Origin of the sequence: Brevundimonas sp. SL130, assembly GCF_026625805.1 — a bacterium.
In the GTDB taxonomy this organism is placed as follows: domain Bacteria; phylum Pseudomonadota; class Alphaproteobacteria; order Caulobacterales; family Caulobacteraceae; genus Brevundimonas.
Map to the genome: position 1 here is coordinate 2,468,462 of NZ_CP113064.1, position 27,000 is coordinate 2,495,461.

General features: G+C 65.0%; 24 protein-coding genes. 11 read left to right on the plus strand and 13 right to left on the minus strand.

Going from position 1 to position 27,000, the window contains the following annotated elements; translation table 11 throughout:
• Positions 1 to 64 precede the first annotated feature (64 nt).
• The gene (gene rpoC, locus OU998_RS12090) at positions 65 to 4,261 is read right to left on the minus strand and encodes a DNA-directed RNA polymerase subunit beta' (RefSeq protein ID WP_267513797.1); all 4,197 of its coding nucleotides are present in this window, start codon (positions 4,259 to 4,261) and stop codon (positions 65 to 67) included.
• Positions 4,262 to 4,408: 147 nt separating this feature from the next.
• A complete protein-coding gene (rpoB, locus tag OU998_RS12095) occupies positions 4,409 to 8,524 on the minus strand; it encodes a DNA-directed RNA polymerase subunit beta (RefSeq protein ID WP_267513799.1) in 4,116 nt (1,371 codons plus the stop codon).
• Between the two features lie 372 nt (positions 8,525 to 8,896).
• On the opposite strand from rpoB, the gene OU998_RS12100 reads away from it, so the two are divergent.
• The 7 genes from OU998_RS12100 to OU998_RS12130 all read left to right on the plus strand — a co-directional run bounded on the left by OU998_RS12100 (position 8,897) and on the right by OU998_RS12130 (position 16,480).
• Positions 8,897 to 9,313, plus strand: a complete 417-nt coding sequence (locus tag OU998_RS12100; RefSeq protein ID WP_267513800.1) for a hypothetical protein — start codon at positions 8,897 to 8,899, stop codon at positions 9,311 to 9,313.
• Positions 9,314 to 9,391: 78 nt separating this feature from the next.
• On the plus strand, positions 9,392 to 9,733 hold the full coding sequence (locus OU998_RS12105; RefSeq protein WP_267513801.1) for a hypothetical protein: 342 nt from the start codon (positions 9,392 to 9,394) through the stop codon (positions 9,731 to 9,733).
• Positions 9,734 to 9,803: 70 nt separating this feature from the next.
• A complete protein-coding gene (locus OU998_RS12110; protein ID WP_267513802.1) occupies positions 9,804 to 10,766 on the plus strand; it encodes an IS5 family transposase in 963 nt (320 codons plus the stop codon).
• 185 nt (positions 10,767 to 10,951) lie between these two features.
• On the plus strand, positions 10,952 to 11,515 hold the full coding sequence (locus OU998_RS12115; protein ID WP_267513803.1) for an FKBP-type peptidyl-prolyl cis-trans isomerase: 564 nt from the start codon (positions 10,952 to 10,954) through the stop codon (positions 11,513 to 11,515).
• A gap of 138 nt (positions 11,516 to 11,653) precedes the next feature.
• Positions 11,654 to 12,139 carry a hypothetical protein gene (locus OU998_RS12120; protein ID WP_267513805.1) on the plus strand — a complete coding sequence of 162 codons (486 nt, stop codon included), beginning with the start codon at positions 11,654 to 11,656 and terminating at the stop codon, positions 12,137 to 12,139.
• Between the two features lie 137 nt (positions 12,140 to 12,276).
• Positions 12,277 to 14,238 carry a M61 family metallopeptidase gene (locus OU998_RS12125; protein ID WP_267513807.1) on the plus strand — a complete coding sequence of 654 codons (1,962 nt, stop codon included), beginning with the start codon at positions 12,277 to 12,279 and terminating at the stop codon, positions 14,236 to 14,238.
• A gap of 253 nt (positions 14,239 to 14,491) precedes the next feature.
• The gene (locus OU998_RS12130) at positions 14,492 to 16,480 is read left to right on the plus strand and encodes a M61 family metallopeptidase (protein WP_267513809.1); all 1,989 of its coding nucleotides are present in this window, start codon (positions 14,492 to 14,494) and stop codon (positions 16,478 to 16,480) included.
• A gap of 183 nt (positions 16,481 to 16,663) precedes the next feature.
• On the opposite strand, the gene OU998_RS12135 is transcribed toward OU998_RS12130, so the two are convergent.
• Complete coding sequence (locus OU998_RS12135) at positions 16,664 to 17,341, minus strand: type 1 glutamine amidotransferase domain-containing protein (protein WP_267513812.1); 678 nt, start codon at positions 17,339 to 17,341, stop codon at positions 16,664 to 16,666.
• 164 nt (positions 17,342 to 17,505) lie between these two features.
• On the opposite strand from OU998_RS12135, the gene OU998_RS12140 reads away from it, so the two are divergent.
• Complete coding sequence (locus OU998_RS12140) at positions 17,506 to 17,697, plus strand: hypothetical protein (RefSeq protein ID WP_267513814.1); 192 nt, start codon at positions 17,506 to 17,508, stop codon at positions 17,695 to 17,697.
• Between the two features lie 87 nt (positions 17,698 to 17,784).
• Here the strand turns inward: OU998_RS12140 and rplL are convergent, their stop codons facing one another.
• The 5 genes from rplL to OU998_RS12165 all read right to left on the minus strand — a co-directional run bounded on the left by rplL (position 17,785) and on the right by OU998_RS12165 (position 20,602).
• A complete protein-coding gene (gene rplL / locus OU998_RS12145) occupies positions 17,785 to 18,168 on the minus strand; it encodes a 50S ribosomal protein L7/L12 (protein WP_267513815.1) in 384 nt (127 codons plus the stop codon).
• A gap of 62 nt (positions 18,169 to 18,230) precedes the next feature.
• Positions 18,231 to 18,746: a 50S ribosomal protein L10 gene (gene rplJ / locus OU998_RS12150; protein ID WP_267513816.1), complete on the minus strand. Its 516-nt coding sequence runs from the start codon at positions 18,744 to 18,746 to the stop codon at positions 18,231 to 18,233.
• A gap of 357 nt (positions 18,747 to 19,103) precedes the next feature.
• Positions 19,104 to 19,655, minus strand: coding sequence for a DUF2059 domain-containing protein (locus OU998_RS12155; RefSeq protein WP_267513817.1), 552 nt, complete (start codon positions 19,653 to 19,655; stop codon positions 19,104 to 19,106).
• A gap of 65 nt (positions 19,656 to 19,720) precedes the next feature.
• The gene (locus OU998_RS12160) at positions 19,721 to 20,170 is read right to left on the minus strand and encodes an NUDIX hydrolase (protein WP_267513819.1); all 450 of its coding nucleotides are present in this window, start codon (positions 20,168 to 20,170) and stop codon (positions 19,721 to 19,723) included.
• A 72-nt stretch (positions 20,171 to 20,242) separates the two neighbouring features.
• Positions 20,243 to 20,602, minus strand: a complete 360-nt coding sequence (locus OU998_RS12165) for a winged helix-turn-helix transcriptional regulator (RefSeq protein ID WP_267513820.1) — start codon at positions 20,600 to 20,602, stop codon at positions 20,243 to 20,245.
• 101 nt (positions 20,603 to 20,703) lie between these two features.
• Between OU998_RS12165 and OU998_RS12170 the strand changes: the two genes are divergently transcribed.
• Both OU998_RS12170 and OU998_RS12175 read left to right on the plus strand, forming a co-directional pair.
• On the plus strand, positions 20,704 to 21,312 hold the full coding sequence (locus tag OU998_RS12170) for an NAD(P)-dependent oxidoreductase (protein WP_267513821.1): 609 nt from the start codon (positions 20,704 to 20,706) through the stop codon (positions 21,310 to 21,312).
• Positions 21,313 to 21,471: 159 nt separating this feature from the next.
• Positions 21,472 to 22,638 (plus strand): aspartyl/asparaginyl beta-hydroxylase domain-containing protein, encoded by a 1,167-nt coding sequence (locus OU998_RS12175; protein WP_267513823.1) that lies wholly within the window; start codon positions 21,472 to 21,474, stop codon positions 22,636 to 22,638.
• 18 nt (positions 22,639 to 22,656) lie between these two features.
• On the opposite strand, the gene OU998_RS12180 is transcribed toward OU998_RS12175, so the two are convergent.
• From OU998_RS12180 to rplK, 3 genes are all read right to left on the minus strand, one after another.
• The gene (locus OU998_RS12180; RefSeq protein ID WP_267513825.1) at positions 22,657 to 23,184 is read right to left on the minus strand and encodes a DUF2059 domain-containing protein; all 528 of its coding nucleotides are present in this window, start codon (positions 23,182 to 23,184) and stop codon (positions 22,657 to 22,659) included.
• A gap of 117 nt (positions 23,185 to 23,301) precedes the next feature.
• Complete coding sequence (gene rplA, locus OU998_RS12185) at positions 23,302 to 23,991, minus strand: 50S ribosomal protein L1 (RefSeq protein WP_267513826.1); 690 nt, start codon at positions 23,989 to 23,991, stop codon at positions 23,302 to 23,304.
• A 3-nt stretch (positions 23,992 to 23,994) separates the two neighbouring features.
• Positions 23,995 to 24,426, minus strand: a complete 432-nt coding sequence (gene rplK, locus OU998_RS12190; RefSeq protein ID WP_135193053.1) for a 50S ribosomal protein L11 — start codon at positions 24,424 to 24,426, stop codon at positions 23,995 to 23,997.
• A gap of 317 nt (positions 24,427 to 24,743) precedes the next feature.
• On the opposite strand from rplK, the gene OU998_RS12195 reads away from it, so the two are divergent.
• On the plus strand, positions 24,744 to 25,577 hold the full coding sequence (locus OU998_RS12195; protein WP_267513829.1) for a hypothetical protein: 834 nt from the start codon (positions 24,744 to 24,746) through the stop codon (positions 25,575 to 25,577).
• Between the two features lie 196 nt (positions 25,578 to 25,773).
• On the opposite strand, the gene OU998_RS12200 is transcribed toward OU998_RS12195, so the two are convergent.
• Positions 25,774 to 26,271 (minus strand): GFA family protein, encoded by a 498-nt coding sequence (locus OU998_RS12200; RefSeq protein ID WP_267513830.1) that lies wholly within the window; start codon positions 26,269 to 26,271, stop codon positions 25,774 to 25,776.
• Between the two features lie 153 nt (positions 26,272 to 26,424).
• Positions 26,425 to 27,000: a transcription termination/antitermination protein NusG gene (gene nusG, locus OU998_RS12205; RefSeq protein ID WP_267513831.1), complete on the minus strand. Its 576-nt coding sequence runs from the start codon at positions 26,998 to 27,000 to the stop codon at positions 26,425 to 26,427.

The window sequence follows — 27,000 nt, forward strand, 5'->3', positions numbered from 1 at the left end:
TAGAAAAAGGGCGGCGCCGTCGCCGGCGCCGCCCTCTTCATTTCATCACATCCGAACCCGGAGATCAGCCTTCGCTGCTCTCCAGCTCCAGTTGCAGATCGGCCGGCAACGGCTCGATCGAGTCTTCGCGGGCTTGCGTCAGCTCTGCATCGCGATCGTTGGCGATCTTTTGCAGGGCCCGCAGATAGGCGCCCGTACCGGCCGGGATCAGGCGGCCGACGATGACGTTTTCCTTCAGGCCTTCCAGCATGTCCTTCTTGCCGTGGACCGAGGCGTCGGTGAGGACGCGGGTGGTCTCCTGGAAGGACGCCGCCGAGATGAAGCTGCGGGTTTGCAGCGACGCCTTGGTGATGCCCAGCAGGACGGGCTGGGTGGTGGCGATCCGGCCACCGCGCTTCTCGACCTTCTCGTTCTCGAGCACGGCTTCGGCCACTTCGACGGTGTCGCCGCGGATCAGGGTGGTTTCACCCGAATCCAGGACTTCGACCTTCTGCAGCATCTGACGCACGATGACTTCGATGTGCTTGTCGTTGATCGGCACGCCTTGCAGTCGGTAAACCTCCTGCACTTCGTTCACCAGATACTCAGCCAGCGCCTCGACGCCCTGGATGCGCAGCAGGTCGTGCGGATCCGGGTTGCCGTCGATGATGTAGTCGCCCTTCTGGATCAGATCGCCGTCGTGGACGGAGATGTGTTTGCCCTTCGGGATCAGGAACTCGACCGGCTCGCCCTGCACGCCGTCGGCGTTGACTTCCGGCGTGATCTTGATGCGGCGCTTGTTCTTGTAGTCGCGACCGAATTCGACGCGACCATCCATCTCGGCGATGACCGCGCAGTCCTTGGGACGGCGGGCTTCGAACAGTTCGGCGACGCGCGGCAGACCGCCGGTGATGTCGCGGGTCTTGGCGCCTTCGGTCGGGACGCGGGCGATGATTTCGCCCGGCTTGACCTCATCGCCGTTCGACACGGACAGAACCGCGCCCACGGGCAGCAGGTAACGGGCGTCAGAGCCCGAGGCCAGCTTGGCGTAGGCGTCGCCCAAGGTGACGCCCATGGCCGGACGCAGGTCCGAACCACGCGGGCTGGCGCGCCAGTCGCTGACGACGCGCTGGGCGATGCCCGTCGCTTCGTCGGTTTCTTCCTTGACCGACAGGCCTTCGACCAGATCCTCGAAACGGATCAGGCCGCCGACTTCCGTCAGGATCGGGGTGGTGTAGGGGTCCCACTCCGCCAGGCGTTGGCCGCGCTTCACTTCGCCGCCTTCCTTGACCCGGATCCGGGCGCCGTACGGGGCCTTGTGCGTCTCGCGGTCCTTGCCGTCGACGACCACGGTCACGGTCACGTTGCGGCTCATGGCCACCAGGTCCCCGTGGGCCGCGACGACGGTCGGGCCGGCGATGCGGGCGTTACCGGCGTTGGTCGCCTCCATGAAGGAGGTTTCCGCCACCTGGGCCGTACCGCCGATGTGGAAGGTCCGCATCGTCAGCTGGGTGCCCGGCTCGCCGATCGACTGGGCGGCGATGACGCCGACCGCTTCGCCGATGTTGACGTTGGTGCCGCGCGCCAGGTCACGGCCGTAGCAGTGGGCGCAAATACCGGCTTCCGCCTCGCAGGTCAGGGCCGAACGGACCTTGACCGACTGGACGCCGGCGGCGTCGACCGCCTCGACCACTTCTTCCACCAGATAGGTGTCGGCGGGGAACAGGACGGTATCGGTGCCCGGCTCCTTGATGTCCTCGGCCGCATAGCGACCCAGGATGCGCTGACCCAGCGAGACCAGGACGTCGCCGCCTTCCATCACCGCGCGAAGCGTGATGCCGCGGGTCGAGCCGCAGTCGATCTCGGTGACGATCGAGTCCTGCGCCACGTCCACCAGACGACGCGTCAGATAGCCGGAGTTGGCGGTCTTCAGCGCGGTATCGGCCAGACCCTTACGGGCGCCGTGGGTGGAGTTGAAGTATTCAAGGACGGTCAGGCCTTCCTTGAAGTTCGAGGTGATCGGCGTCTCGATGATCTCGCCGGACGGCTTGGCCATCAGGCCGCGCATGCCGCCCAGTTGCTTCATCTGCGCCTGCGAACCCCGGGCGCCGGAGTTGGCCATCATGAAGACCGAGTTGATGTCGGGGTTTTCACCCTCGATCAGCACGCGCGGCTGCGCGATCTCGCCCATCATGGCGTCGGCGATCCGGTCCGTGGCCTTGGCCCAGGCGTCGACGACCTTGTTGTACTTCTCACCGCGCGTGATCAGGCCGTCGGCGTACTGTTGCTCGTACTCCTCCACCTGGGTGCGGGTTTCGGCGACCAGTTCGGCCTTCTTCGCCGGAATGACGATGTCGTCCTTGCCGAACGAGATGCCCGCCTTGGCGGCCTCGCGGAAGCCCAGGCCCATCATCTGGTCGGCGAAGATGACCGTCGCCTTCTGACCGCAGTGGCGATAGACCACGTCGATCAGATTGCCGATTTCCTTCTTGGTCAGGTTCTTCTCGAGCAGGCGATAGCCGACGTTCGGGTTGCGCGGCAGCAGGGCCGCCAGCTTCATCCGGCCCGGCGTGGTGTCGATGACCTTGGTCACCTCCTTGCCTTCGGCGTCCTGTTCCGTCCAGCGCGCCTTGATGCGGCTGTGCAGGGTGACGACCTTGGCGTCCAGGGCGGCGTCGATCTCGCCGATATTGGCGAACAGCTTGCCTTCACCCGGCTCGCCGTCCTTGACCAGCGACAGATAGTACAGACCCAGGACGATGTCCTGCGACGGCACGATGATCGGCTTGCCGTTGGCGGGCGACAGGATGTTGTTGGTCGACATCATCAGGACGCGCGCTTCCAACTGGGCCTCGAGGCTCAGCGGGACGTGAACGGCCATCTGGTCGCCGTCGAAGTCGGCGTTGAACGCCGTACAGACCAGCGGGTGCAGGCGGATGGCCTTGCCCTCGATCAGCTTGGGTTCGAACGCCTGGATGCCCAGACGGTGAAGCGTCGGCGCGCGGTTCAGCAGAACCGGGTGCTCGCGGATGACCTCGTCCAGGATGTCCCAGACGGCGGGCTGCTCGCGCTCGACCATGCGCTTGGACTGTTTGACGGTGCCCGACAGGCCCTTGGCGTCAAGGCGCGCATAGATGAAGGGCTTGAACAGCTCCAGCGCCATCTTCTTGGGCAGACCGCACTCGTGCAGCTTCAGTTCCGGCCCCACGGTGATGACCGAACGGCCCGAATAGTCGACGCGCTTGCCCAGCAGGTTCTGACGGAAGCGGCCTTGCTTGCCCTTCAGCATGTCGGCCAGCGACTTCAGCGGACGCTTGTTGGCGCCCGTGATCACGCGGCCGCGACGGCCATTGTCGAACAGGGCGTCGACGGACTCTTGCAGCATCCGCTTTTCGTTACGGATGATGATGTCCGGCGCCCGCAGCTCCATCAGGCGCTTCAGGCGGTTGTTCCGGTTGATCACCCGGCGATACAGGTCGTTCAGGTCGGAGGTCGCGAAACGACCGCCGTCCAGCGGCACCAGAGGACGCAGTTCCGGCGGGATGACCGGCACGATGGTCAGGATCATCCACTCGGGCTTGTTGCCCGATTCCAGGAAGGCCTCGATCAGCTTCAGGCGCTTGGACGCCTTCTTGGCCTTCATTTCCGACGGGCTGTCGGCCAGCTCGCCGCGGTGCTTTTCAGCCTCGGCGTGCAGGTCGATGCCCATCAGCAGGTTGCGGACGGCCTCGGCGCCGATCTCGGCGGTGAAGCCGTCATCGCCGTATTCTTCCTGGTAGCGATAGAACTCGTCTTCCGTCAGCAGTTGGTTCTGCTTCAGCGGGGTCAGGCCCGGCTCGGTGACGATATAGTTCTCGAAATACAGGACCCGCTCGACGTCCTTCAGCGCCATGTCCAGCATCAGCGAGATGCGCGACGGCAGCGACTTCAGGAACCAGATGTGGGCGACCGGGGCGGCCAGGTCGATGTGACCCATACGCTCGCGGCGAACGCGAGCCAGCGTGACTTCAACGCCGCACTTCTCGCAGATAATGCCCTTGTACTTCATGCGCTTGTACTTGCCGCACAGGCATTCGTAGTCCTTGGTCGGGCCAAAGATACGGGCGCAGAACAGGCCGTCACGCTCGGGCTTGAACGTGCGGTAGTTGATGGTTTCCGGCTTCTTGATCTCGCCGAACGACCACGACCGGATCTTCTCCGGCGAGGCCAGGGCGATCTTGATCTGGTCGAAGGTCGGGGTGACCGGGACCGGGTTGAAGATGTTCAGGACTTCCTGGTTCATCTTGTTTTCCTTCTGCGGCGGGGGCCGCGGTAAATCTTTGAGAGCGTGGGAGCTGCTGGTGACAAGTGGAAAGTGAGCAAGATGTGAGCGAAGAAAGAGCAACCTGCGCGCTCACTCCTTCGCTCACTCTTCACACCTTGCTCACCCTCAGCTGTTCTCCAGCTCCACGTTCAGACCCAGCGAACGCATTTCCTTGATGAGCACGTTGAAGCTCTCGGGAATGCCGGCCTCGAAGCTGTCGTCGCCGCGGACGATGGCCTCGTAGACCTTGGTCCGGCCGGCCACGTCGTCGGACTTCACCGTCAGCATCTCTTGCAGGGTGTAGGCGGCGCCGTAAGCTTCCAGAGCCCAGACCTCCATTTCCCCGAAGCGCTGACCGCCGAACTGCGCCTTGCCGCCCAGCGGCTGCTGGGTGACCAGCGAGTACGGGCCGATGGAGCGGGCGTGGATCTTGTCGTCGACCAGGTGGTGCAGCTTCAGCATATAGATGTAGCCGACCGTGACCGGACGCTTGAACTGCTCGCCGGTCTGACCGTCATACAGGATCGACTGGGCCGACTTGTTCAGCCCCGCCTCTTCCAGCAGGCGTTCGATGTCGCCGATGTGCGCACCGTCGAAGACCGGGGTCGCGAAGGGCACGCCCTTGGACAGGTTCTTCGCCAGTTCGATCAGGTCTTCCTCATCCTGCGGCAACGGGGTTTCCGGGCCGTAGATATGGGTCAGACGATCGATCAGCGCCTGCTTCTGACCACCCGCTTGCCAGGCTTCCAGCAGACCGGAGATCTGCTTGCCCAGGCCGGCGGCGGCCCAACCCAGGTGGGTTTCGAAGATCTGGCCGATGTTCATGCGCGAGGGCACGCCCAGCGGGTTCAGAACGACGTCCACGTGGGTGCCGTCTTCCAGGTGCGGCATGTCCTCGATCGGCAGGATCTTGGAGATGACGCCCTTGTTGCCGTGACGGCCGGCCATCTTGTCGCCGGGCTGAAGCTTGCGCTTCACGGCCACGAAGACCTTGACCATCTTCATCACGCCGGGGGGCAGTTCGTCGCCGCGTTGCAGCTTCTCGACCTTGTCTTCGAAACGACGGTCCAGTTGCTTACGGGCGTCTTCGAACTGGCGCTTCATCGCCTCCAGCTCGCCCATGGCCTTCTCGTCGTCCAGGGCGATCTGCCACCACAGACCACGGCTGACCTCGGCCAGCTTCTCTTCGGTCAGTTCGCCGCGGCCGATGCCCTTGGGACCGGAGACAGCGTTCTTGCCCAGGATCAGCGGCTTCAGGCGGCCATAGACGTTGCGCTCAAGGATCTTGAGCTCATCGTCGCGGTCCTTGCCCAGACGCTCGATCTCGGCGCGTTCGATCGCCATGGCGCGCTCGTCCTTGTCGACGCCGTGACGGTTGAAGACGCGAACGTCAACGATCGTGCCGGCGACGCCGGGCGGCAGGCGCAGGCTGGTGTCGCGCACGTCCGAAGCCTTCTCGCCGAAGATGGCGCGCAGCAGCTTCTCTTCCGGGGTCATCGGGCTTTCGCCCTTCGGCGTCACCTTGCCGACCAGGATATCGCCCGGCTGGACCTCGGCGCCGATGGCCACGATGCCGGCTTCGTCGAGGTTGCGCAGGGCTTCCTCGCCGACGTTGGGGATGTCGCGGGTGATTTCTTCCGGGCCCAACTTCGTATCACGCGCCATCACTTCGAATTCCTCGAGGTGGATGGAGGTGAAGACGTCGTCGCGCACGATGCGCTCCGAGATCAGGATGGAGTCTTCGAAGTTGTAGCCGTTCCAGGGCATGAAGGCGACGAGGGCGTTGCGGCCCAGGGCCAGCTCGCCCAGGTCCGTCGACGGGCCGTCGGCGATGACGTCGCCGGCCTTCACCTGGTCGCCCACGCGCACGATCGGGCGCTGGTTGATGCAGGTCGACTGGTTCGAACGCTGGAACTTCGACAGGCGATAGATGTCGACGCCCGAACGGGCGGCGTCCACGTCGCCGGTGGCGCGCACGACGATCCGGGTGCCGTCGATCTGTTCGACGACGCCTTCACGACGGGCGACCACGACGGCGCCGGAGTCCACGGCCACGACCGCTTCCATGCCGGTGCCGACCAGCGGCGCGTCCGACTGCACCAGCGGCACGGCCTGACGTTGCATGTTCGCGCCCATCAGGGCCCGGTTGGCGTCATCGTTTTCCAGGAAGGGGATCAGGGCGGCGGCGACCGAAACGACCTGTTTCGGCGACACATCCATCATGTCCACGGCGTCGCGGTTCAGCAGCTGGGATTCGCCGTTGATCCGGCCGGGGACCAGGTCCTCGACGATGACGCCGTTCTTCAGTTCGATGTTGGCCTGGGCGATCGTGTATTTCGACTCTTCCATGGCCGAGATGTAGACCACCTCGTTCTGGGCCACGCCGTCCTTCACGCGACGGTACGGGCTCTCGATGAAGCCGTACTTGTTGACGCGCGCGTGGGTGGCCAGCGAGTTGATCAGGCCGATGTTCGGGCCTTCCGGCGTTTCGATCGGGCAGATGCGGCCGTAGTGGGTCGGGTGCACGTCGCGGACTTCGAAGCCGGCGCGCTCACGCGTCAGACCGCCCGGGCCAAGCGCCGAAAGGCGACGCTTGTGGGTGATTTCCGACAGCGGGTTCGTCTGGTCCATGAACTGCGACAGCTGCGACGAACCGAAGAACTCGCGAACCGCAGCGGCGGCCGGCTTGGCGTTGATCAGGTCGTGCGGCATGACCGTGTCGATATCGACCGAGGACATGCGCTCCTTGATGGCGCGCTCCATCCGCAGCAGACCGACGCGGTACTGGTTTTCCAGCAGCTCGCCGACCGAACGGACCCGGCGGTTGCCCAGATTGTCGATGTCGTCGATCTCCCCGCGGCCGTCCTTCAGGCCGACCAGGATCTGCAGCACCTTCAGCACGTCGTCCTTGCGCAGGACGCGGATCTCGTCGGAAACCTCGGGGGTCTCCAGGCGCATGTTCATCTTGACCCGACCGACGGCCGACAGGTCATAGCGTTCGCTGTCGAAGAACAGCGAGTTGAACATGTTGTCGGCAGCTTCCGGGGTGGGCGGCTCGCCCGGACGCATCACGCGATAGACGTCGAACAGAGCGTCCTCACGGGTGTCGTTCTTGTCGATGCGCAGGGTGTTGCGCATGTAGGCGCCGACCGTGACGTGGTCGATGTCCAGCACCTCGATGGTGGTGAAGCCGTTTTGCTCCAGCACTTCGATGGTCGGGGCGTCCAGCTCGTCGCCGGCCTCGGCGAAGATCTCGCCGGTCTCGAAGTTGACGGCGTCATTGGCCAGGTACTTGGTGACCAGGGCGTCGGCGGCCAGCGACAGCGAGGTCGTCGTGTCGCCCAGCTTCTTGGCGGCGCGGGCGCTGATCTTCTGGCCGGCTTGCGCGATCACTTCGCCGGTGTCGGCGTCGACCAGATCGAACTCCGGCTTCACACCGCGCCAGCGCTCGGCCTTGTACGGCGTGACCCAGCCTTCGCCGCGCTTCTCGTAAGGCACGGTCTCGTAGAAGGTCTTCAGGATTTCTTCGCCGTCCATGCCCAGACCCATCAGGAAGGTCGTGGCCGGCAGCTTGCGGCGGCGGTCGATGCGGACATAGACCACGTCCTTGGCGTCGAACTCGAAGTCGAGCCACGAACCGCGGTACGGGATCACGCGGGCGGCGAACAGCAGCTTGCCCGAGCTGTGCGTCTTGCCCTTGTCGTGGTCGAAGAAGACGCCCGGCGAACGGTGCATCTGCGAGACAATCACGCGCTCGGTGCCGTTGACGATAAACGTGCCCTTGTCCGTCATGAGCGGGATATCGCCCATGTAGACGTCCTGCTCCTTGATGTCCTTGACCGAACGGGCTCCCGTTTCCTCGTCGGTCTCAAACACGATCAGGCGCAGCTTGACCTTCAGCGGCGCGGCATAGGTCATGTCGCGCTGGATGCACTCTTCAACGTCGTACTTCGGATCCTCGAACTCGTACGAGACGTATTCCAGGATGGCGCGTTCGTTGAAGTCCTTGATCGGGAACACCGACTTGAAGACCGCCTCGATGCCCTGCTCCTTGCGCTGGCCCGGACGGACCTCGCGTTGCAGGAACTGTTCGTAGGAAGCGCGCTGGACCTCGATCAGGTTCGGCATCGCGACCGCTTCGGGGATGCGCCCGAAGGATTTGCGGATGCGCTTCTTGCCGGTGAACGAGGTGGCGGAAGCGATCTGACCGTTGATGGCGAGATCGTGGGCGACGTCAGTCATTCAGTGTTTCCCATGACGCACACCCCGGGGAAGGCGCGCGTGAAATGCGGCAGCCACGGTGCGCGTTTTAAGCGTCCGCAGCCAGGTTTTCGGCGTCCACCCTCGGCCCGCTGCCGGGCCAGGACGCCTGAAATTTACCGGCTCCCTGGGGAAGGAGCCGCGCCTTCGCTCCGGTCGGAGGGCGACGGACCGGGCCTCGGCGCTTGCGCGCAGACTCTTTAGGAGTGTTGCGGAACGCGAACATATACTCGCTTCCACGGCGAAATAAAGACCTGGATCGCAGTTTTTCGGGAACCAGACGACGCCATGGCGAAACCGCCCGATTGACAACCCCGGCGACCGCCGCATGATCGTTTCAGGGGAGCCCGAACCATGCACAGACGCCTTACGATCCTGGCCGCCGCCGTTCTGCTGTCCGGCTGCCTGTCGATGAACGTCCCCGAGGACGCCTTCTTCTATCCCGACACCCGTCTGGCGGCCGAAAAGATCACCCTGCCCGCAGATATCCCTATGGGCTTCGAGGCCGATGTCCTCAGCCTTCCCTATTCGGGCGGAGCCGTGGGCGTCACCCGCGTCCGGACCGGTCGCGCTGGCGCGCCCCTGATCCTGTTCTGCGGCGGCAATCTGTTCCGGCGCAGCGCCGGCGCGGGCAAGACCGCCGCCAAGCTGGCGCCGTTCGGCGACGCCCTGATGTTCGACTATCCCGGCTATGGCGACACGGCGGGCCAGGCCGACTACGCGAACTTCATGGCCGCCGGCACGGCCGTCGCCGACGCCGCCCGCGCTTAGGCCGATGCTGAGGGCCGCAAGCTGATCGCCTGGGGCCATTCCCTGGGCGGGCCCGTCTGCGCCCAGGCCGCGCAATATATGCGCGCCGACGCCCTGGTGCTGGAGACGACGACCCCCAGCACCCGCGCCGCCGTGGACACCATGGTCGGCTGGGCCCGCCCCTTCGTGCGCATCCACATCGCGCCCAATCTGAACAGTATCGACATCCCGGCCGCGCTTCAGGGCTATCCCGGCAAGGTGGTGGTGCTGGAGGCCGGGCGCGACGACACCCTGCCCGCGTCCCTCAGTCGCCGCCTGGCCAGTGAACTTGGGGCCGAAGGCGTCCAGGTCGAACACCTCAGCTTCCCTCAGGCAGGCCACAACGACGTCGGCAAACAGCCTGACTTCCAGACCCGGGTGAAGGTGGCGCTAGACCTTTGAACCCTCTCCCGTCGGAGACCTTTGCATAACTGCGGTTCGGTGATTCACTCCTTTGAGAAGGAGACGGCTCATGCATCGGTCAAGCGGACAGGGTCACCTGAGCGAAGCCTGGCTTTCGCCGAGTTTGGGTCGCAACGAGCAGCTTGAGCGGATTGGCTCGGTGTTCGACTGGACGGCGGTGGAGCGGTTGGTGTCGGAGGTTTATTCGGCCCGGTCGGGTCGACCGTCTTGGCCGCCTCTGACGATGGTGAAGGCCTTGCTATTACAGCAGTGGTACGGACTGTCGGACCCGGGGCTCGAAGAGGCTCTGGGAGACCGCCTCAGCTTTCGTCGGTTTGTAGGCCTGGGTCTGGACGAGGGGGCGCCGGACCATTCGGTGATCAGCCGGTTCCGCAAGGCCTTGCGTGACCGGGGTCTGGACGGGGCGCTGTTTCAGGAGATCGGTCGCCAGTTGGAGGCGCGGGGCCTAGTGGTCAGGTCGGGGACGCTGATGGACGCGACCCTGGTGGAGGCTGCGGTGGCTCGGCCGTCGCGCGAGGCAGGCCTGGGCCGACGTGGGACAACCGATCCGGACGCGGACTGGACCATGAAGAACGGTCGGTCTCACTATGGCTACAAGGCTCATATGGGCGTCGATCAGGGGTCGGGGCTGATCCGGCGCGCTGAACTGACCTCGGCGAAGGTCAGCGACAGCGAGACGGCGGATCGGTTGATCTGCGGCGACGAGCGGGCCGTCTATGGCGATCGGGCCTATGAGCACAAGGGTCGCCGACGTCGGCTCAAGGCCGCCGGGATCAAGGATCGCATCCTGCACCGCAGCCACAAGCATCAGGACGGACTCCCCCACTGGCAGGCGGTTCGCAACCGGCTGATCGGTCCTGTCCGCGCCGCCGTCGAGCGCGTGTTCGGAACCCTGAAGCGCAGTTACGGCTATCGCCGGGTCCGATACCGAGGCCTGGAGGCCAACCGCCTCCAGCTCAGACTGCTGTGCATAGCCTTCAATCTCAGGAAGGCGGCGATGCTGCTGGCCTGAAGCCCATCAGATCGGCGAGACGCCCGCCTAAAACCAACCGCACCCCTCCGATCCAGCCCCCAAACACATCCTCAGCGCCACGCCTATCAAGAGCCCCGGCCAACAACAGGCTTACGCAAAGGTCTCCCAAGGGAGAAGGGAAAATCCCTCTGCCGCACCGCGCCACTCCCTGATAGCGTCGCCCTATGACTCGCATCGCCCTGCCCGCCGCCTTCGCCCTCGCCGCCCTGTCTCTCGCCGCCTGCGCCTCGCGCGGCCAACCCGTCACCTATGCCGAGACCATCTCGGCCGCCGCCCGCGCCGCCGCCCAGGTCGAGGGCCACACGCCCCTGACGCCGCAACAGGCCTGGGACGCGGGCAACACCGACTATCTGGCCTGGAACGGCGCCCGGCGCGGCTGGACCACCACCGCCAGCGGCCTGCAATATCGTCGCGTCGGCAAGGCCCATCCGAACGGCGCCCAGCCCGCCGCCACCGACACGGTCAAGGTCCACTATCGCGGGACCTTCATCGACGGACGCGAGTTCGACAGCTCCTACGCCCGCAACGAGCCGGCCGAATTCCCGCTGAACCGCGTCATCAAGGGCTGGACCGAGGGCGTCGCCCTGATGCGCGTGGGCGAGATCTACGAGTTCGTCATCCCCGCCTCGCTCGGCTACGGCTCGCGCTGGGTCGGCGGCGGCGAACTGCCGCCCAACTCAACTCTGCGCTTCTCGGTCGAACTGCTCGAGGTCAAGCCTGCGGGCTGAACGATCAGAGCGAAATAGGCGCGCAACGCTCCGTCGGATTGCCTAATTCTGAAATCGTTCGCCCGATCATTCAACGACTTGAGAATTAAATTCGCCTTCCAGCGCGCCTGAGCTGGCGGCTCAAGCAAGATGATCGGCATGACCGATGATCTTTCAAACCCCGTCTCCGCCCCGCCGTCTCCCTGGATCCGGCGCTCCCCCAAGGTCTGGGCCGCCGCCCGCGCCGACTATCTCGCCGGCGCCCCGGCCGCCGAGGTCTGCGAGCGCCATGGCCTCAGCCTGTCGACCTTCCGTTGGCGCGCCCGGACCGAAGCCTGGCGCCTTTGCGACCAGACCCAGGGCGACGTTCTTGCGCAGCAGCCTCCCGAAGAGGTCGCCCTGCTGGACGCCGGTGCACCCTGTAGCTCGGCGGACATCGCCCGTCTGGCCTGGGCCAATGTCGCCCGTGCGGTGCGCGAAGGCCGGCTGATCGAGGCGCGCGGCTGGAGCAAGCTGCACCAGGATCTGTTCCAGATGGCGAACTACGACAAGGCGACGGTGCTCAGCTACGCCTGGGCTACCGACCCGGAAAGCGCGCCCTTCCTGCCCGAAGTCCCCCCGCTGAGACCAAGGGAAGAAGGCTGACCAGCCGAAATTGCACTCTTTTACACATTGCACTGTTTTCGGCGGCGGAGTGCAATTTCGGCCCGCCTCAAGCCTTGACGCCCCGCGCCCTGCGGCGGACTGTCGCACCCTCCCCTGTGGCTTGAGAGTTCGTGTCGATGATCCCCTCCCGCCTGAGCGCCCTTGGGCTTAGCCTTGGCCTCCTGCTTGTCTCCGCCGCGCCTGCGGCCCTGGCCCAGCAGGCTTCGGCCGCGCTCCCCGCCCTGGCCGCGCCCCTGCCCGCCATCCCTGCCCCTCGCGACGTCGCCTATCCGGGCGTGATCACGCTCGATATCGACGCCACCAACCTGGCCCAGCACATCTTCGCGATCACCGAGACCATTCCGGTGGCGCAGGCAGGGCCGATGACCCTGTTCTTCCCCGAATGGCTGCCCGGCAACCACGGTCCCGTCGGCCCGGTCACCCAGCTGGCCGGCATCGAGATCACCGCCAACGGCCAGCGCGTCGAATGGGTGCGCGACACCCTCTCGCCCTTCGCCTACCACCTGACCGTCCCGGCCGGCGCGACCAGCCTGACCGTGACCCTGCAACACCTGTCGCCGACCAGCGGCAATCAAGGTCGGGTGACCATGACGCCCGAGATGCTGAACATCCAGTGGGAGAAGATGCTGCTCTATCCCGCCGGCCACTGGTCGCGGAACATAATGGTTCAGCCCACGGTCAAGTTCCCGACCGGCTGGCGGTTCGGCACGGCGCTGGAACCCGAGAGCAAGACCGGCGACCTCCAGACCTTCAAGACGGTCAATCTGGAAGTCCTGATCGACAGCCCCGTCTTCGCCGGCACCCACTATCGCCAGATCGACCTGAACCCCGGCGGCCGGTCGCCCGTCCGCGCCAACTTCGTCGCCGACGAGGCCAAGAGCCTGGAAGCCACCGACGAGCAGATCCAGATCCTGCGCAATCTGGTCGATCAGATGGACCGTCTGTACGGCGCCCGCCACTTCGACCACTACGACTTCCTGATCGCCATGACCGACAAGCTGGGCGGCATCGGGCTGGAGCATCATCGCAGTTCCGAGAACTCGGTCGATCCGGAGTTCTTCACCGGCTGGGCCACCCACCTTGGCGACCGCGACCTGCTCAGCCACGAGATGAACCACTCCTGGGACGGCAAATGGCGTCGTCCCGCCGATCAGTACGTCCCCAATTTCAACAGCCCGATGCAGAACAGTCTGCTCTGGGTCTATGAAGGCCAGACCCAGTATTACGGGCAGGTGATCGCCGCCCGCTCGGGCCTGCTGACCAAGGACCAGGCGATGGAGTCCCTGGCCCTGACCGCCGCGACCTACGACGCCCGCCTCGGCCGTCAGTGGCGCGCGCTTCAGGACACCACCAACGACCCGATCATCAGCCAGCGCCAGCCCAAGCCCTGGCTGTCGTGGCAGCGCGACGAGGACTATTACTCGGAGGGCCAACTGATCTGGCTCGACGTCGACACGACGATCCGGGAGAAGACCGGCGGCCGCAAGTCGCTGGATGACTTCGCCAAGGCCTTCTACGGCGTCCAGGACGGCAGTTTCGAACCCGCGCCCTACAGCTTCGAGGATGTGGTTGCGGCGCTGAACGGCGTGGTCGCCAACGACTGGGCGACCTTCCTGCGCACCCGGCTGGACGCGACCGGCCCCGAGGCCCACGCGCCGCTGGACGGCCTGACGCGCGGCGGCTGGCGCCTGGCCTATGGCGAGACCCCGACCGCCTATCAGAAGACCCTGTTCGGAGAGCTGAAGCGCAACGACTTCACCTATTCGCTGGGCTTCCAGACCGGCGAGAACAACGCCATCCGCAGCGTCCAGTGGGGCGGCCCCGCTTTCGACGCCGGCCTGGCGCCGGGCATGGAGATCGTCGCCGTCAACGGCCAGGCCTCCAACCCCGACCGCATCGCCGCCGCCGTCACCGCCGCCAAGGATCCGGCCGTGTCCGTGACCCTGATCGTCAAGGACGGCGACCAGTACCGAACCGTCGCCCTCCCCTACCACGACGGCCTGCGCTACCCGCGCCTGGAACGGATCGAGGGAACCCCCGACCGCCTGAGCGACATCCTGACGCCCCGCAAGCGCTGACGCTCACCCACACCTCCCCATTCGCGAAGGCGAATGGGGAGGACAGATCGCGCAGCGATCAGGAGGGGGCGACTCCGACAGTCGTGATGACCATGACAGCGTCTGACACCGAGTCGCCCCCTCCTGGCGCTCGCTGACGCTCCCGCCTGTCCTCCCCGCGCGCCTTCGCGCACAGGGAGGTGACGTTGTGTCCCTTGACGCCCCTCCCCCGCTCCCCGACGGTGGGCGCCTGCCCTCTCGCTCGGATGACCTGATGTCGCGTACCCGCCTGACCGCCGCCGCCTGCCTCGCCGCCCTGATGACCGCCGCAGCCCCGGCCCTGGCCCAGGACTTCCAGTCCACCCCGGTCGTCACCGACGCCAGCCGGGCCGCCCTGGCCCTGCCCCGGCCTCAGCCCGCCATCCCGGCGCCTGCCGACACCCCCTATCCCGGCGTCATCCAGTACCGGGCCGACATCACCGACCTGGACCGCCGCATTATCCGCGTCCGCCAGACCATCCCCGTCGCCGATCCCGGTCCCCTGACCCTGCTCTATCCAAAATACCTGCCCGGCAACCACGCCGACACCGGCCCGATCCAACTGCTGGCCGGCCTGACGGTCACCGCCAATGGACAGCGGATCGAGTGGCTGCGCGACACCCTCGAACCCTACGCCTTCCACCTCGACATCCCGGCCGGCGTGACCAGCATCGACGTCGCCTTCCAGCAGCTGACCCAGCCGGACAGCTCCAACTGGCGCGTCCTGATGGCCCCGGCCATGGTCAATCTGCAATGGGAGAAGGCCATCCTCTATCCGGCCGGCTACTACAGCCGCCAGATCCCCGTCGCCGCCTCGGTCGTCCTGCCCGCGGGCTGGAAATACGGCACGGCCCTGACGACGGCGTCCCGGGACGGCGACGTCGCCGCCTTCGAGACGACCGACCTCTACACCCTGATCGACAGCCCCATGTTCGCCGGCGCCCACTACCGCCGCGTCGATATCGACCCGACCGGCGCCCCGTCTGAATCAAGGGTGCACCTGAACCTCCTCGCCGACGAGGAGAAGGGCCTCGCCGCCACCGACGACCAGCTCAAACTGTTCGAGGCCATGGTCCAGCAGGCCGACCGCCTGTTCGGCGCCCGCCACTTCGACAACTACGAGTTCCTGTTCGCCCTGACCGACCAGATGGGCGGCATCGGCCTGGAGCATCACCGCAGTTCCGAGAACACCGGCGCCCCCGGCTTCTTCACCGACTGGGCCAAGAGCGCCGGCGACCGGGGCCTGCTGCCCCACGAATACACCCACTCCTGGAACGGCAAGTTCATGCGCCCGGCGGACGAACTGACCGCCAACCACAATGTCCCGACCCAGAACACCCTGCTGTGGGTCTATGAGGGCCAGACCGAATACTGGGGCGACGTCCTGGCCGCCCGATCAGGCCTCCATTCCAAGCCGGTGGCCCTGGCCACCCTGGCCAATGTCGCCGCCTTCTACGACAACCAGCCCGGTCGTCAGTGGCGCGCGCTTCAGGACACCAACAACCACAATCTGCTCGGCTACCGCGTGCCAGGCCAGTTCCCGTCGTGGATGCGCGGCACGGGCGACTACTACCGCGAAAGCCTGCTGGTCTGGCTGGACGCCGACACCCTGATCCGGGCCGAGACCGACGGCCGCAAGTCGCTGGACGACTTCGCCAAGGGCTTCTTCGGCCATAACGACGGCTCCTGGGCGCCCCAGGGTTACACCTTCGATCAGGTGGTGGCCGCCCTGAACGCCGTCCACCCGCACGACTGGGCCGGCTTCCTGCGCGACCGTCTCGACGCCGTCGGCCCCGACGCCCGCGCCCCCTTGGCGGGGATCGAGCGGGGCGGCTGGCGCCTGACCTATACCGACACGCCCACGGCCGATGAAAAGGCCGTCAACACCGGCTGGGCCAACGACTTCCAGTATTCACTGGGCTTCACCCTGGCCGGCGACAAGATCGCCAACATCCTCTGGGGCGGCCCCGCTTTCGAGCAGGGCATCGGCGCGGGCTGGAGCCTGGTCGCCGTCAACGGCAAGACCGGCTCGGCCGAGGCGCTACGCAACGCCGTCACCGCCGCCAAGGGGACGGACGCCCCCCTCGAACTGCTGATCAAGTCCGGCGACCGCTTCCGCACCGTCGCCTTCGACTACCACGACGGCCTGCGCTATCCGCGCCTGGAACGGATCGAGGGAACGCCGGATCGCCTGTCGGACATCCTCGCACCGAGGAAGCGCTAGAAAAGATCACCTCCCCGTCGGCGAAGGCCGACGGGGAGGCAGGCGTGAGCGTCAGCGAGCGCCAGGAGGGGGCGACTCGGTGTTTGAAGCTGGGTCGGTCACCCCCGCCGCCTGAGTCGCCCCCTCCTGGTCGCAAGCGCGACCTGTCCTCCCCCCGCGCCTTCGCGCGCGGAGAGGTGAGCCCTACTTCAACAACCCCAGCAGGGCCTCGGCCGCTTCACGCGACGAGCCCGGGTTCTGACCCGTCACCAACTTGCCGTCGACCACAACATACGACCCCCAGTCCGGCCCCTTGGAATAGTCGCCGCCGTTGGCGATCAGCACATTCTCCACCAGGAAGGGCACCACGTCCGTCAGGCCCACGGCGTCTTCTTCGGTATTGGTGAAGCCCGTCACCTTGCGGCCGTCGACCAGCGGCTTGCCGTCCGGGCCATGAACCGACTTCAGCACGCCCGGCGCATGGCAGACGAAGCCGGTCGGCTTGTCCGCCTTGGCGAAGGCCTCGATCAGGGCGATGGAATCGGCGTCGGTCGCCAGGTCCCACAGGGGGCCGTGGCCGCCCGGATAGAAGACGGCGTCGAAGTCCTCCGCCTTCACCGACGCCAGTTCGACGGTCGCAGCCAGAGCCGCCTGAGCCTCGGCGTCGGCCTTGAACCGGCGCGTGTCCTCGGTCTGGGCGTCGGCGTCATCGCTTTTGGGATCCAGCGGCGGCTGCCCGCCCTTGGGCGAAGCCAGCACGATCTCCGCGCCCGCGTCCTTCATCGCATAATAGGGGGCGGCCAGTTCCTCGAGCCAAAAGCCGGTCTTCTTGCAGGTGTCGCCGAGTTGATCGTGCGAGGTCAGAACCGTCAGGATCTTCATGTGGGGGATCTCCTTTTGAGGCCTAACAAATGGGAAGCCAGACCGATCCCGCCAATGGTCGAAAATCGGCCTGAGTAGCGCGCTCAGGAATCGCTTCACCCTGCCGGACAGTACAGAAGGAGACACGCGGCACGAGATCCTGGCTCAGAGCCCTGGTCTTCGGAGTGGGCGCATTTGGACTGGCGTCCGTCGCCAAGGCTGACTGCGCGATCGGAGACCCCGGCGCCACCCGCAGCGTCGCCTTCGGTCCCGACCGGCGCACGGTACAGATCCACATTCCGCGCGGCTTCGACCCCGCCAAGCCTGCGCCCCTGGTCTTCGTCCTGCACGCCCGCAGCACTGACGGCCTCAAGTAGCCCGAAGGGCGATAGGCCCAAAAAGAAAAGACCCGGCGGTTTCCCGCCGGGCCTTTCCGATATTCAGCAAATGCCGAAAGTCAGATCTTACTTGATCTGGACCTTGGCGCCGGCTTCCGTCAGCTTCTTGGCGACTTCGTCGGCGTTTTGCTTGGAGACGTTCTCGACGACGTTCTGCGGAGCGCCTTCGACCAGGTCCTTGGCTTCCTTCAGACCCAGGTCCGAACGCACGCCACGGACTTCCTTGATCACGTTGATCTTCTTGTCGCCGCCGTCGATCAGGACGACGGTGAACTCGGTTTGCTCTTCGGCGGCTTCAGCCGGAGCGGCGCCACCACCGGCCGGCATGGCCATGGCGACGGGAGCAGCGGCGCTGACGCCCCACTTTTCTTCAAGCAGCTTCGACAGTTCAGCAGCTTCGAGAACGGTCAGAGCGGACAGGTCTTCGACGATCTTGGCGAGGTCAGCCATTGTCAGTTTTCCTTCGGAGGATTGGTTTTAGAGAGTGATGCAGAGATGAAAGGCTGGGCCGCTTACGCGGCTTCCTTGGTGGCGTAGGCGTTGAACACGCGAGCCAGCTGACCGGCGGGTGCTTGCAGCACGCCGGCGATCTTAGTCGCAGGCGCATTGAGCAGGCCGATGATTTGGCTGCGCACTTCGTCGAGGGTCGGGAGCTTGGAAAGAACTTCCACGCCCTTCACGTCGACGACGGTTTCGCCCATGAAGCCGCCGATGATCTTGAAGCGATCATTGGTCTTGGCGAACTCGGTGGCGACCTTGGCGGCCGTACCGGGGTTCTCGGCGTATGCGATGCCCACGGGACCCTTGAACAGGCCGTGGTAGTCGCTGCCTTCTTGAGCTTCGAGCGCCTTCAGCGCCAGGCGGTTCTTGACCACCTTGAACGCGGCGCCTTCTTTGCGAAGGCGGCCACGCAGGTCTTCCATTTCCGCAACGGTCAGACCCAGGTTGTGGGTCACGACCACGGAGCCGGCGTCGGCGAATACGCCCTTGAGCGTTTCGATCGACTCGGCCTTTTGAGCGCGGTCCATTGCGGTCTCCAGTCTTGGTATTCGCCGCCGGGCTTATTCCCGACGACGGATTGGCCAAAGCGCCGTGCGTCGCCGCAAAGCGTTCAGGCCGGTCGTATTGTCCGAAGGATGCGTCTGACGGCGTCCGTCCCGGAATGCGGGCTGACAGCGGCAAGGTCGCGTCCCCATCTCCCCACGGCGTCAGAGGGCTCTCTGACTGTTATGGCCTGGGTGACCCCCACGCCCCGAAGTTCTCGGACAGGACCGTCAAAGGCGTGAACCTCTGACGGGAAGCGGCGCTCATACAGGCGTCGGGGTTAGAAATCAAGCCGCCGATCCCGACGCCTTGCAGCGCAGCGCCGACAGAACAGCTGAACCCTAGTCGCGACTGGGCTTGGTCGTCGTTCGAGCGCCTTCGCAATTGAACTGGGCGCAATATTTGGTCTGGAACTCGGTCATGAAACTCAGGACCACTGCGGCCTGGCTTTCCTGAACAGCGAGGCCCAGGCTGGCGGCCTTGGCGGCGACCGACTGGCCGACCGGACTGCGATAGAAGGCGATCTGCCCGCGCAACTCATCCTCGGTATAGATGTCGGCATAGATTGGCGCCATGTCGTCGAGCATGCGGTCGATCATCCGCGCCAACATCGGAGGCATGTTGGCGCGCACCCAGGCCGCCTCTTCGCCACCCTGTTCCCCGACCTTGCCCATCTGGTCGATCATGGCGCGCTCGATCTCCTTGGCGAAGTTCGGTCCCACCGAAATATCCAGGAGCTCACGCGCCAAAACTGAACGGGGCCCCATCCCATCATCCTGCCTCACGACGACCTCAAGCCGGTCGTCCCGTCTCGTCTCAGTGGTCTGCGCCTGGGTCGAGGTCGCGACCGCACCCAGCATCGCCGCTAGCATCAGATTTCGAATAATCGTCATGGTCCCCCCGGTCCTTCTCAATAAGAGAGTCGCGCGTCTTGCCGGCCAATTCAACCGGCGGCCGCTCAATCCGAAGATAACGTGACGTCGAAGCTGCGAATGAGGGCTTTCAGATCGAGCTCGCCGACCGCCGCCTCCGCATCCGCCTGACTCATCCAGCGCCGTTCGCGCTGATGCGCCTCGGGCCAGTCGCCCAGTTGAACCAGGACTTCCAGCGGGTAGACGGCCACCACATAGGCGCGCAGGTCGCCGTTACGCCCGATCTTGGAATAGCGGAAATGGCCGATAGAGGCCCCGCCGACGGCGCCGTGCACGCCGGCCTCTTCGAAGGCTTCCTGAGCCGCAGCCTGGGCGTCGGTCTTGCCGGCCATCCGCCCTCCCTTGGGGATGACCCAGCGCCGCGTCTCGCGCGACGTGATCACCAGAATTTCCAGGCCCGACGCGCCGATACGCCACGGCAGGGCCGCCACCTGGCGTGTGTCCGACCGGCCGGAGCGCTTTGCTGTCTTGGCCATGGACATCCCTCGTCGGCGGCGGTTGAAGACGCCCTTTCCCCGCCCGCGTCAACTGCTCCGTCCCAGGAAAGTTCAGTCCAGGCGCCGCTCGTCATAAGCGGCCTGCGCCTTGCCGACCTCGGCCATATTGTCCTCAGCCCAGTCGATCATCGCCTGGAGCGCATCGACCAGGGTCCCGCCCAGCGGCGTCAGGGCGTAGGAGACCGAGACCGGCACAGTCGGCGTCACCGTACGCGTGACCAGTCCGTCCCGCTCCAGTTGGCGGACAGTCTGGCTCAGCATCTTCTGCGACACGCCCTCGATACGCCGACGCAAGGCGTTGAACCGCATCGGGCCTTCACGCAACAGAACCAGAACCAGCGTCGTCCACTTGTCGGCGACCCTATCCAGCAGTTGCCGCGTCGGACAGGCGGCGGAATAGACGTCAGGCAAGCGGGTTTCCGCCAGGTGACCAGATGAGAGGAAAGTGCCTTCTTGTGACATGGGACCGCTTATAACACTTGGTACCCATTGGATACCACAGGAGATCGTCCATGAAAGTCGCAGTCCTCGGCGCCAGCGGTCGCGCCGGTTCCGAAATCACCAAGGAACTGGCGGCGCGCGGGCACGCCGTCGTCGCCATCGCGCGCAAGCCCGAGGCCATTCCCGCCGCGCCCGGCGTCACAGCGACTGCGGGGGATGCGTCGGACGCCGGCGCCTTGGCTGAACTCATAAAAGGTTCGGATGCGGTCATCAGCGCCCTACATTTCGACCTGTCAGCCGCGACCCTGCTCGGGGCGCTGAAGAACGCCAAGGTTCCCCGTCTGCTGGTCACGGGCGGCGCCGCCAGCCTGGAAGTCGCGCCCGGCGTCCGCCTGATCGACACGCCTGAGTTTCCCGAAGATTGGAAAGTCTTCGCCCAAGGGGGCATCGTCTTCCTGGACGCCCTTCGCAGCGAGACCGAAATCGACTGGACCTTCTTCTCGCCCGCCGCCTTCATCGAAGAAGGCCCCCGTCTGGGCGTCTTCCGTACCGGCGGCGACCAGTTGATCACGGACGACAAGGGCGAAAGCCGCATCAGCTTCGCCGACTACGCCATCGCCATGGTGGACGAACTGGAACAGCACAACCACAGCCGCGCCCGCTTCACGGCGGCCTACTGAGAAACGGCCGGCGGCGGGGCTTCGGTCCCGCCGCCACAGACCTCTGCAACACCCGCCGCCAAATCGCGGCGCTCCTCCCGATACGGACGATTCCGCATTGACCCCGGTCTGCGGCATGCAAGATTACAGAATATTCATCTGCGCTTGGGGGAGCGTCGCATGGCCAAGATCGACAGCGAGCAGGAGAGGCTTCTGCTCCAGGCGGGCCAGGCGCTGGCGCGGCATGACGCCCCGACAGCCCTGACATTGCTAGATCGCGCCGACGCGTTCGGACGCACGCACAACGGCCTGCTGAACCGCTCGATCGCCCATCGGCTTCTCGGCGACTTCCCGGCCGCGATCAGTTTTCTCGACCAGGCTCTGGAACTCCAGCCCTATGACTTCATGGCGCTTCTGGCCAAGGGCGCCATGGTCGAGAAGATCGCCGGCGCGAAGGCGGCCACGCCCATCTATCGCGACGCCCTGAAGATCGCCCCGCCCCGCAGCCATATCCCACCGACAGTAACCGCCCAGATGGACTACGCCGCCCATCTGGTTGACACACAGGCCAACGCCCTGCGCGACTTCATGCAGGCCGAAGTGGCCGCTCTGAAGGACGGCCTGGACGACACGATCCGCGACCGTTTCGACGAAAGTCTGGAGATCTACGCCGGCCTTAAACAGCCGGTGAAGCAGCAACCCCTGTTGCTGAACTATCCGCGACTGCCCGTCATTCCGTTTTACGACCGGACCCTGTTCCCCTGGCTGGGCGAACTGGAGGCGGCGACCGAGACCATCCAGGCCGAGCTGGAGCCGCTGCTGGAAGAGAGCTTCGACGCCTTCACCCCCTATATCGCCTTCCCCAAAGGCGCGCCGGTCAATCAGTGGGGGGAACTGAATCACTCCCGCAAATGGACCTCGCTCTTTCTCTGGAAGAACGGCGAGAAACAGCAGGCGATGTGCGACCGCTGCCCGCAGACGACGCGGATCCTGGAAGGCCTGCCGATGGCCCATCAGGACGGCTTCTCGCCCACCGCCGTCTTCTCGGCGCTTCAGCCGCGCACCCATATCCCGCCGCACACCGGATCTTCCAATGTCCGGCTGTTGGCCCATCTGCCGCTACGCCTGCCGGGCAGCGCGCGTTTCCGCGTCGGCAACACTGTGCGGGACTGGAAGATGGGCCAGGCCTGGGTCTTCGACGACACCATCGAGCACGAGGCCTGGAACGACGCCGACGACGTGCGGGTCATCCTGATCTTCGACGTCTGGAACCCCTATCTGACCGAGCAGGAACAGCTGCTGATCACGGCCATGATGAAGGCCCAGCGCGCCTTCATGCAGGCTTAGCGGCGCACGAGCGCCCAGTCAGTTCCCGGCGGCCTCCGCCATTGCGGACTTCAGTTCACGGCGCTGTTCGGCCGTGCATTCAAACTGGTCACACAGCAAATTGCCCATGTCGGCCATAATCTCTGGCATCATCGCCTGGACCGCCTCTGCCAAACGCGGCGCGGCCTGATAGCTCTTAGTCACCAGAGAGCGACCGATGTCGCTCTGGTAGAAATCCACCAGGCCCTGAAGTTCTTCCAGGGTGAAGATGTCGGCATAAATCGGGGCCATGGCCTCGAACATGCGGGGCATCATGCGAGCCGTCACTTCACTCATGACCTGACGGAATTTTGCCGCCTCATCCTCGGACATGCTTTCGAGCTCGGCAGGCATCATCATCGCCGTCATTTGACCAATGGCGGCGCCCATTTCCTCTCCCTGCATCAAGGCGACGAACTTGTTCGCGAGCGCCAGCCGCGCCGGGCCGTCGTCGCGCGTTTCGGCCAAGGCCGCAGGCGCGAAGAACAGCGTGAGGGCCAACATCAGCCCGCCGAAAACGTGTCTCATCCTAAACCCCCAGTTAGAGGCGCACACTGCCGGGCAGTCGCGATCAGGACAAGAAAAAAGCGGCGGGGATCGCTCCCCGCCGCTCTTCAGTAGCGATTGTCTTTCGACGCAGGCGGCTTAAGCGCCCAGCGACGCCGGGTCGACCTTGAAGCCCGGGCCCATCGTGGTCGACAGGCTGATGCGCTTCACATAGGTGCCCTTGGCGCCCGACGGCTTGGAACGCACCAGGGCGTCCACAATGGCCTTCACGTTGGCTTCCAGGGCGTCCTGGGTGAACGAGACCTTGCCGATGCCGGCGTGGACGATGCCCGCCTTCTCGACGCGGAACTCGACGGCGCCGCCCTTGGCGTCCTTGACGGCTTGGGCGACGTTCGGGGTCACGGTGCCGACCTTCGGGTTCGGCATCAGGCCGCGCGGGCCCAGCACCTTACCCAGACGACCGACCAGGGCCATCATGTCCGGCGACGCGATCACGCGGTCGAACTCCATGAAGCCGCCGGCGATCTTTTCGTACAGATCTTCGGCGCCGACGTGTTCAGCGCCGGCTGCGGTGGCTTCGGCGGCCTTGGCGTCCTTGGCGAAGACGGCGACGCGAACGTCACGGCCCGTACCCGACGGCAGGTTCACAACGCCACGGACCTGTTGGTCGGCGTGACGCGGATCGACGCCCAGGTTGATGGCGATCTCAAGGGATTCGTCGAACTTCGACTTGGCGTTTTCCTTGGCCAGCTTGATGGCGTCGGTGAACGGCAGCAGGTCTTGGGTGACGCCGGTGCGGGCCTTTTGAGCCTTGGTTTGCTTGGCCATGGTTTAGCCCTCCACCACTTCGAGGCCCATCGCGCGGGCGGAGCCTTCGATGATCTTGGTCGCGGCGTCGAGGTCGTTCGCGTTCAGATCTTTCATCTTCTTTTCAGCGATCTCGCGCAGTTGCGAAACCTTGACCGTACCAGCCGTTTCACGGCCGACCAGCTTCGAACCCGACTTCAGGCCCGTGGCCTGCTTCAGGTACCAGGTCGCCGGCGGCGTCTTGGTCAGGAAGGTGAACGACTTGTCCTGATAGACGGTGATCACGGTCGGAAGCGGGGTGCCCTTGGCTTCCTTCTCGGTGCGCGCATTGAACTCCTTGCAGAAGCCCATGATGTTCACGCCGCGTTGACCCAGAGCCGGGCCGATCGGGGGCGAAGGCGTGGCCGAACCGGCCGGCACTTGCAGTTTGATATAGCCGAGAATCTTCTTGGCCATTGGTCTCTCCTATGAATGACCCGACGACTTAACGGCGGGCCGGTGAGCCGTGGTGCGGCATGGCTGCCTCCCACGGATTTGACGCTCCACAAGCCGAGGCCGGTCGAGCGAAGGCGCGCGTGTAACAGAGGGGGGGCGGAAAGGCAAACTGGGGCCTATCTCGTTCCCGTGATTCGCACCTCGACCACACGGCGACACGCGAACGTTGGCATACAATCGACAACCCAGCGGAAGCCGAACTGGTGATCCTCTGTTTAAGGTCGTGAGCGGCCCCGCCTTGCTTGACCGGCCTAAACAGCGCCGCTTAACCTGCCAGCATGATCCTCACCGTACTCGCCGCTTTCGTCATGTCTACGGCCACGGTTGAAGAGCCCGTCTGCGCACCACCCAGTGGGGTGGAGCAACTCTGGGGTTCCGAGAATACCCGCTTCATCTTCATCGGCGAACGCCACGGGACGGTGGAGGCCCCCGGCGCCTTCGGTGAGATTGTCTGCGAGGCAGCACGAACACAGCCCATCACAGTTGCACTGGAATTGCCGTCATTTCTTCAGGCCGATTTGGATACGTATCTCGCATCCGATGGGGGTGGCGAAGCGCGTGCAGCATTGTTGGCAAACAATTTCTGGACCCGGGTTAAGGATGGGCGGGGCAGCATCGCCATGATCTCAATGATAGAGCGGGTTAGGGCGCTCAAGGCAGCAGGCCAAGACGTGGCATTCGCTGCGTTCCAACCCAGCCGGCCGAACCGCCCCAATGGGTTCGGTCAAGGCTATTACGAGATTGAAATGGCGGAAGCACTTTCCCGTGCGGCTCAGGATAGGCCCGACAGCCTCGTGCTGGTTCTTGTCGGGGCCCTTCACGCCGCCAAGTCCCGCTTGTCGTCCCTTGACAACAGCCTGGCCGCGGCCGGGCATCTTCCTCCGTCCGAGGTGATGTCGGTGAATGTAGCCCTCCAGGGAGGAGAGGCGTGGGACTGCACACAAGCGCCAGATGGCGGCTTGGAACCTGTTTGTGGCCCAAATTCCGAGATCACGAGAATCGATTCGTCAAAACGGGGTGTGAGCATCGAACTCGGTGGCGACAGCGCCTTCGACGGTATGCTTGCGCTGGGCCGCTCGACAGCATCTCCACCGGCCGTGACCGACGATTGAGGCTGAGGTTACGCCGTGAAAGGCGACATAGAGAGCTATAGAATAAGGGTCGTATGCTCGGCGCTTGAACACTAGGCGGCAACATCCCGCACCGGGCGGACATGTGAATCCCAGAGACACGCCCACCCTGGAAGGACGACGTAAGGACAGAGGCCTAAGGCATAAAAAGCAAATGGGGGAGAAGTAGGGCTTCGCCTCAGCCCTCTCCCGCCTTGCGTCGCTCGACCAAGTCCATCAACCGCTCGACCCGCTCGGGCGGCAGAACCTTCGTCTGGTCATAGACTGTCTCGAACACGGGGATGCCCTCCGGAAAGACCGCCCAGGGCATAGCGCTCTCGGTGAAGATGATCGCGTCAGGCTTAAAGTCGCCGGCTTGATCCAGCGTCCCGACCCGCACGCCAGCGCCCAATCGCCCGAGACGGGGATAGTGGCTCCAAACCGCCACGCCGCAGGATTTGCAACGCCGTATGACATGCGGTCCGCCGCTGCCCGCCGTGACGGAGTGATCGGACAGTTCGCCTTGGATCAGGGTCAGCCGTTCCGTCTCATAGAAGGCGTTGACCACAGAGGTGGAGCCGGTCTGCCTCTGGCACAGGCGGCAGTGGCAGTTGTTGACGAAGATCGGCTCGCCCTCGACCTGATAACGCACCGCGCCGCAGGCGCAGCCGCCTTCATGGATCCTATCGGCCGCCATCGCATCCTCCCCCTGACGCCATGAAATATCCAGCAGGCGGGGGCGGAAGGCAACATGCCCCGCCCGCCTCCCCCCTCAGGGACGAGCCGACGCGACAAGAAAAAAGCCGCGCCCTTTCGGACGCGGCTTCAAATCTCGACAGGTGCGTGAGCCTCAGCCCGCGACCTTCTCCACCTGGGCGTATTCCAGTTCGACCGGCGTGGCGCGGCCGAAGATCGACACGGCGACGCGCAGGCGGGCCTGTTCCTCGTCCACGCTCTCGACCGAACCGTCGAAGCTGGCGAAGGGTCCGTCGATGACCTTGACCTTTTCGCCGATCTCGAAGCGGATGGTGGGCTTCGGACGTTCGACGCCCTCTTCCACCTGGCCGATGATGTTCTGAACTTCACGTTCCGAGACCGGCAGGGGCTTGGTGCCGCCCGCGGCGCCCAGGAAGCCGGTGACCTTCGGCGTGTTCTTGACCAGGTGATAGGCCTGGTCGGTCATTTCCATCTTCACCAGCACATAGCCGGGGAAGAACTTACGTTCCGAGTTCACCTTGCGGCCGCGACGGATCTCGACGACGTCCTCGGTCGGAACCAGGATTTCGGAGAAGGCGTCTTCCAGGCCTTGCTGCTTGGCCTGATCGCGAATCTGCTCCGCCACCTTCTTCTCGAAGTTCGAGTAGGCGTTGACGATATACCACTTGTGGCGCGGATTGGCGGGCTTTGCGGGCGCTGCATCGGTCAT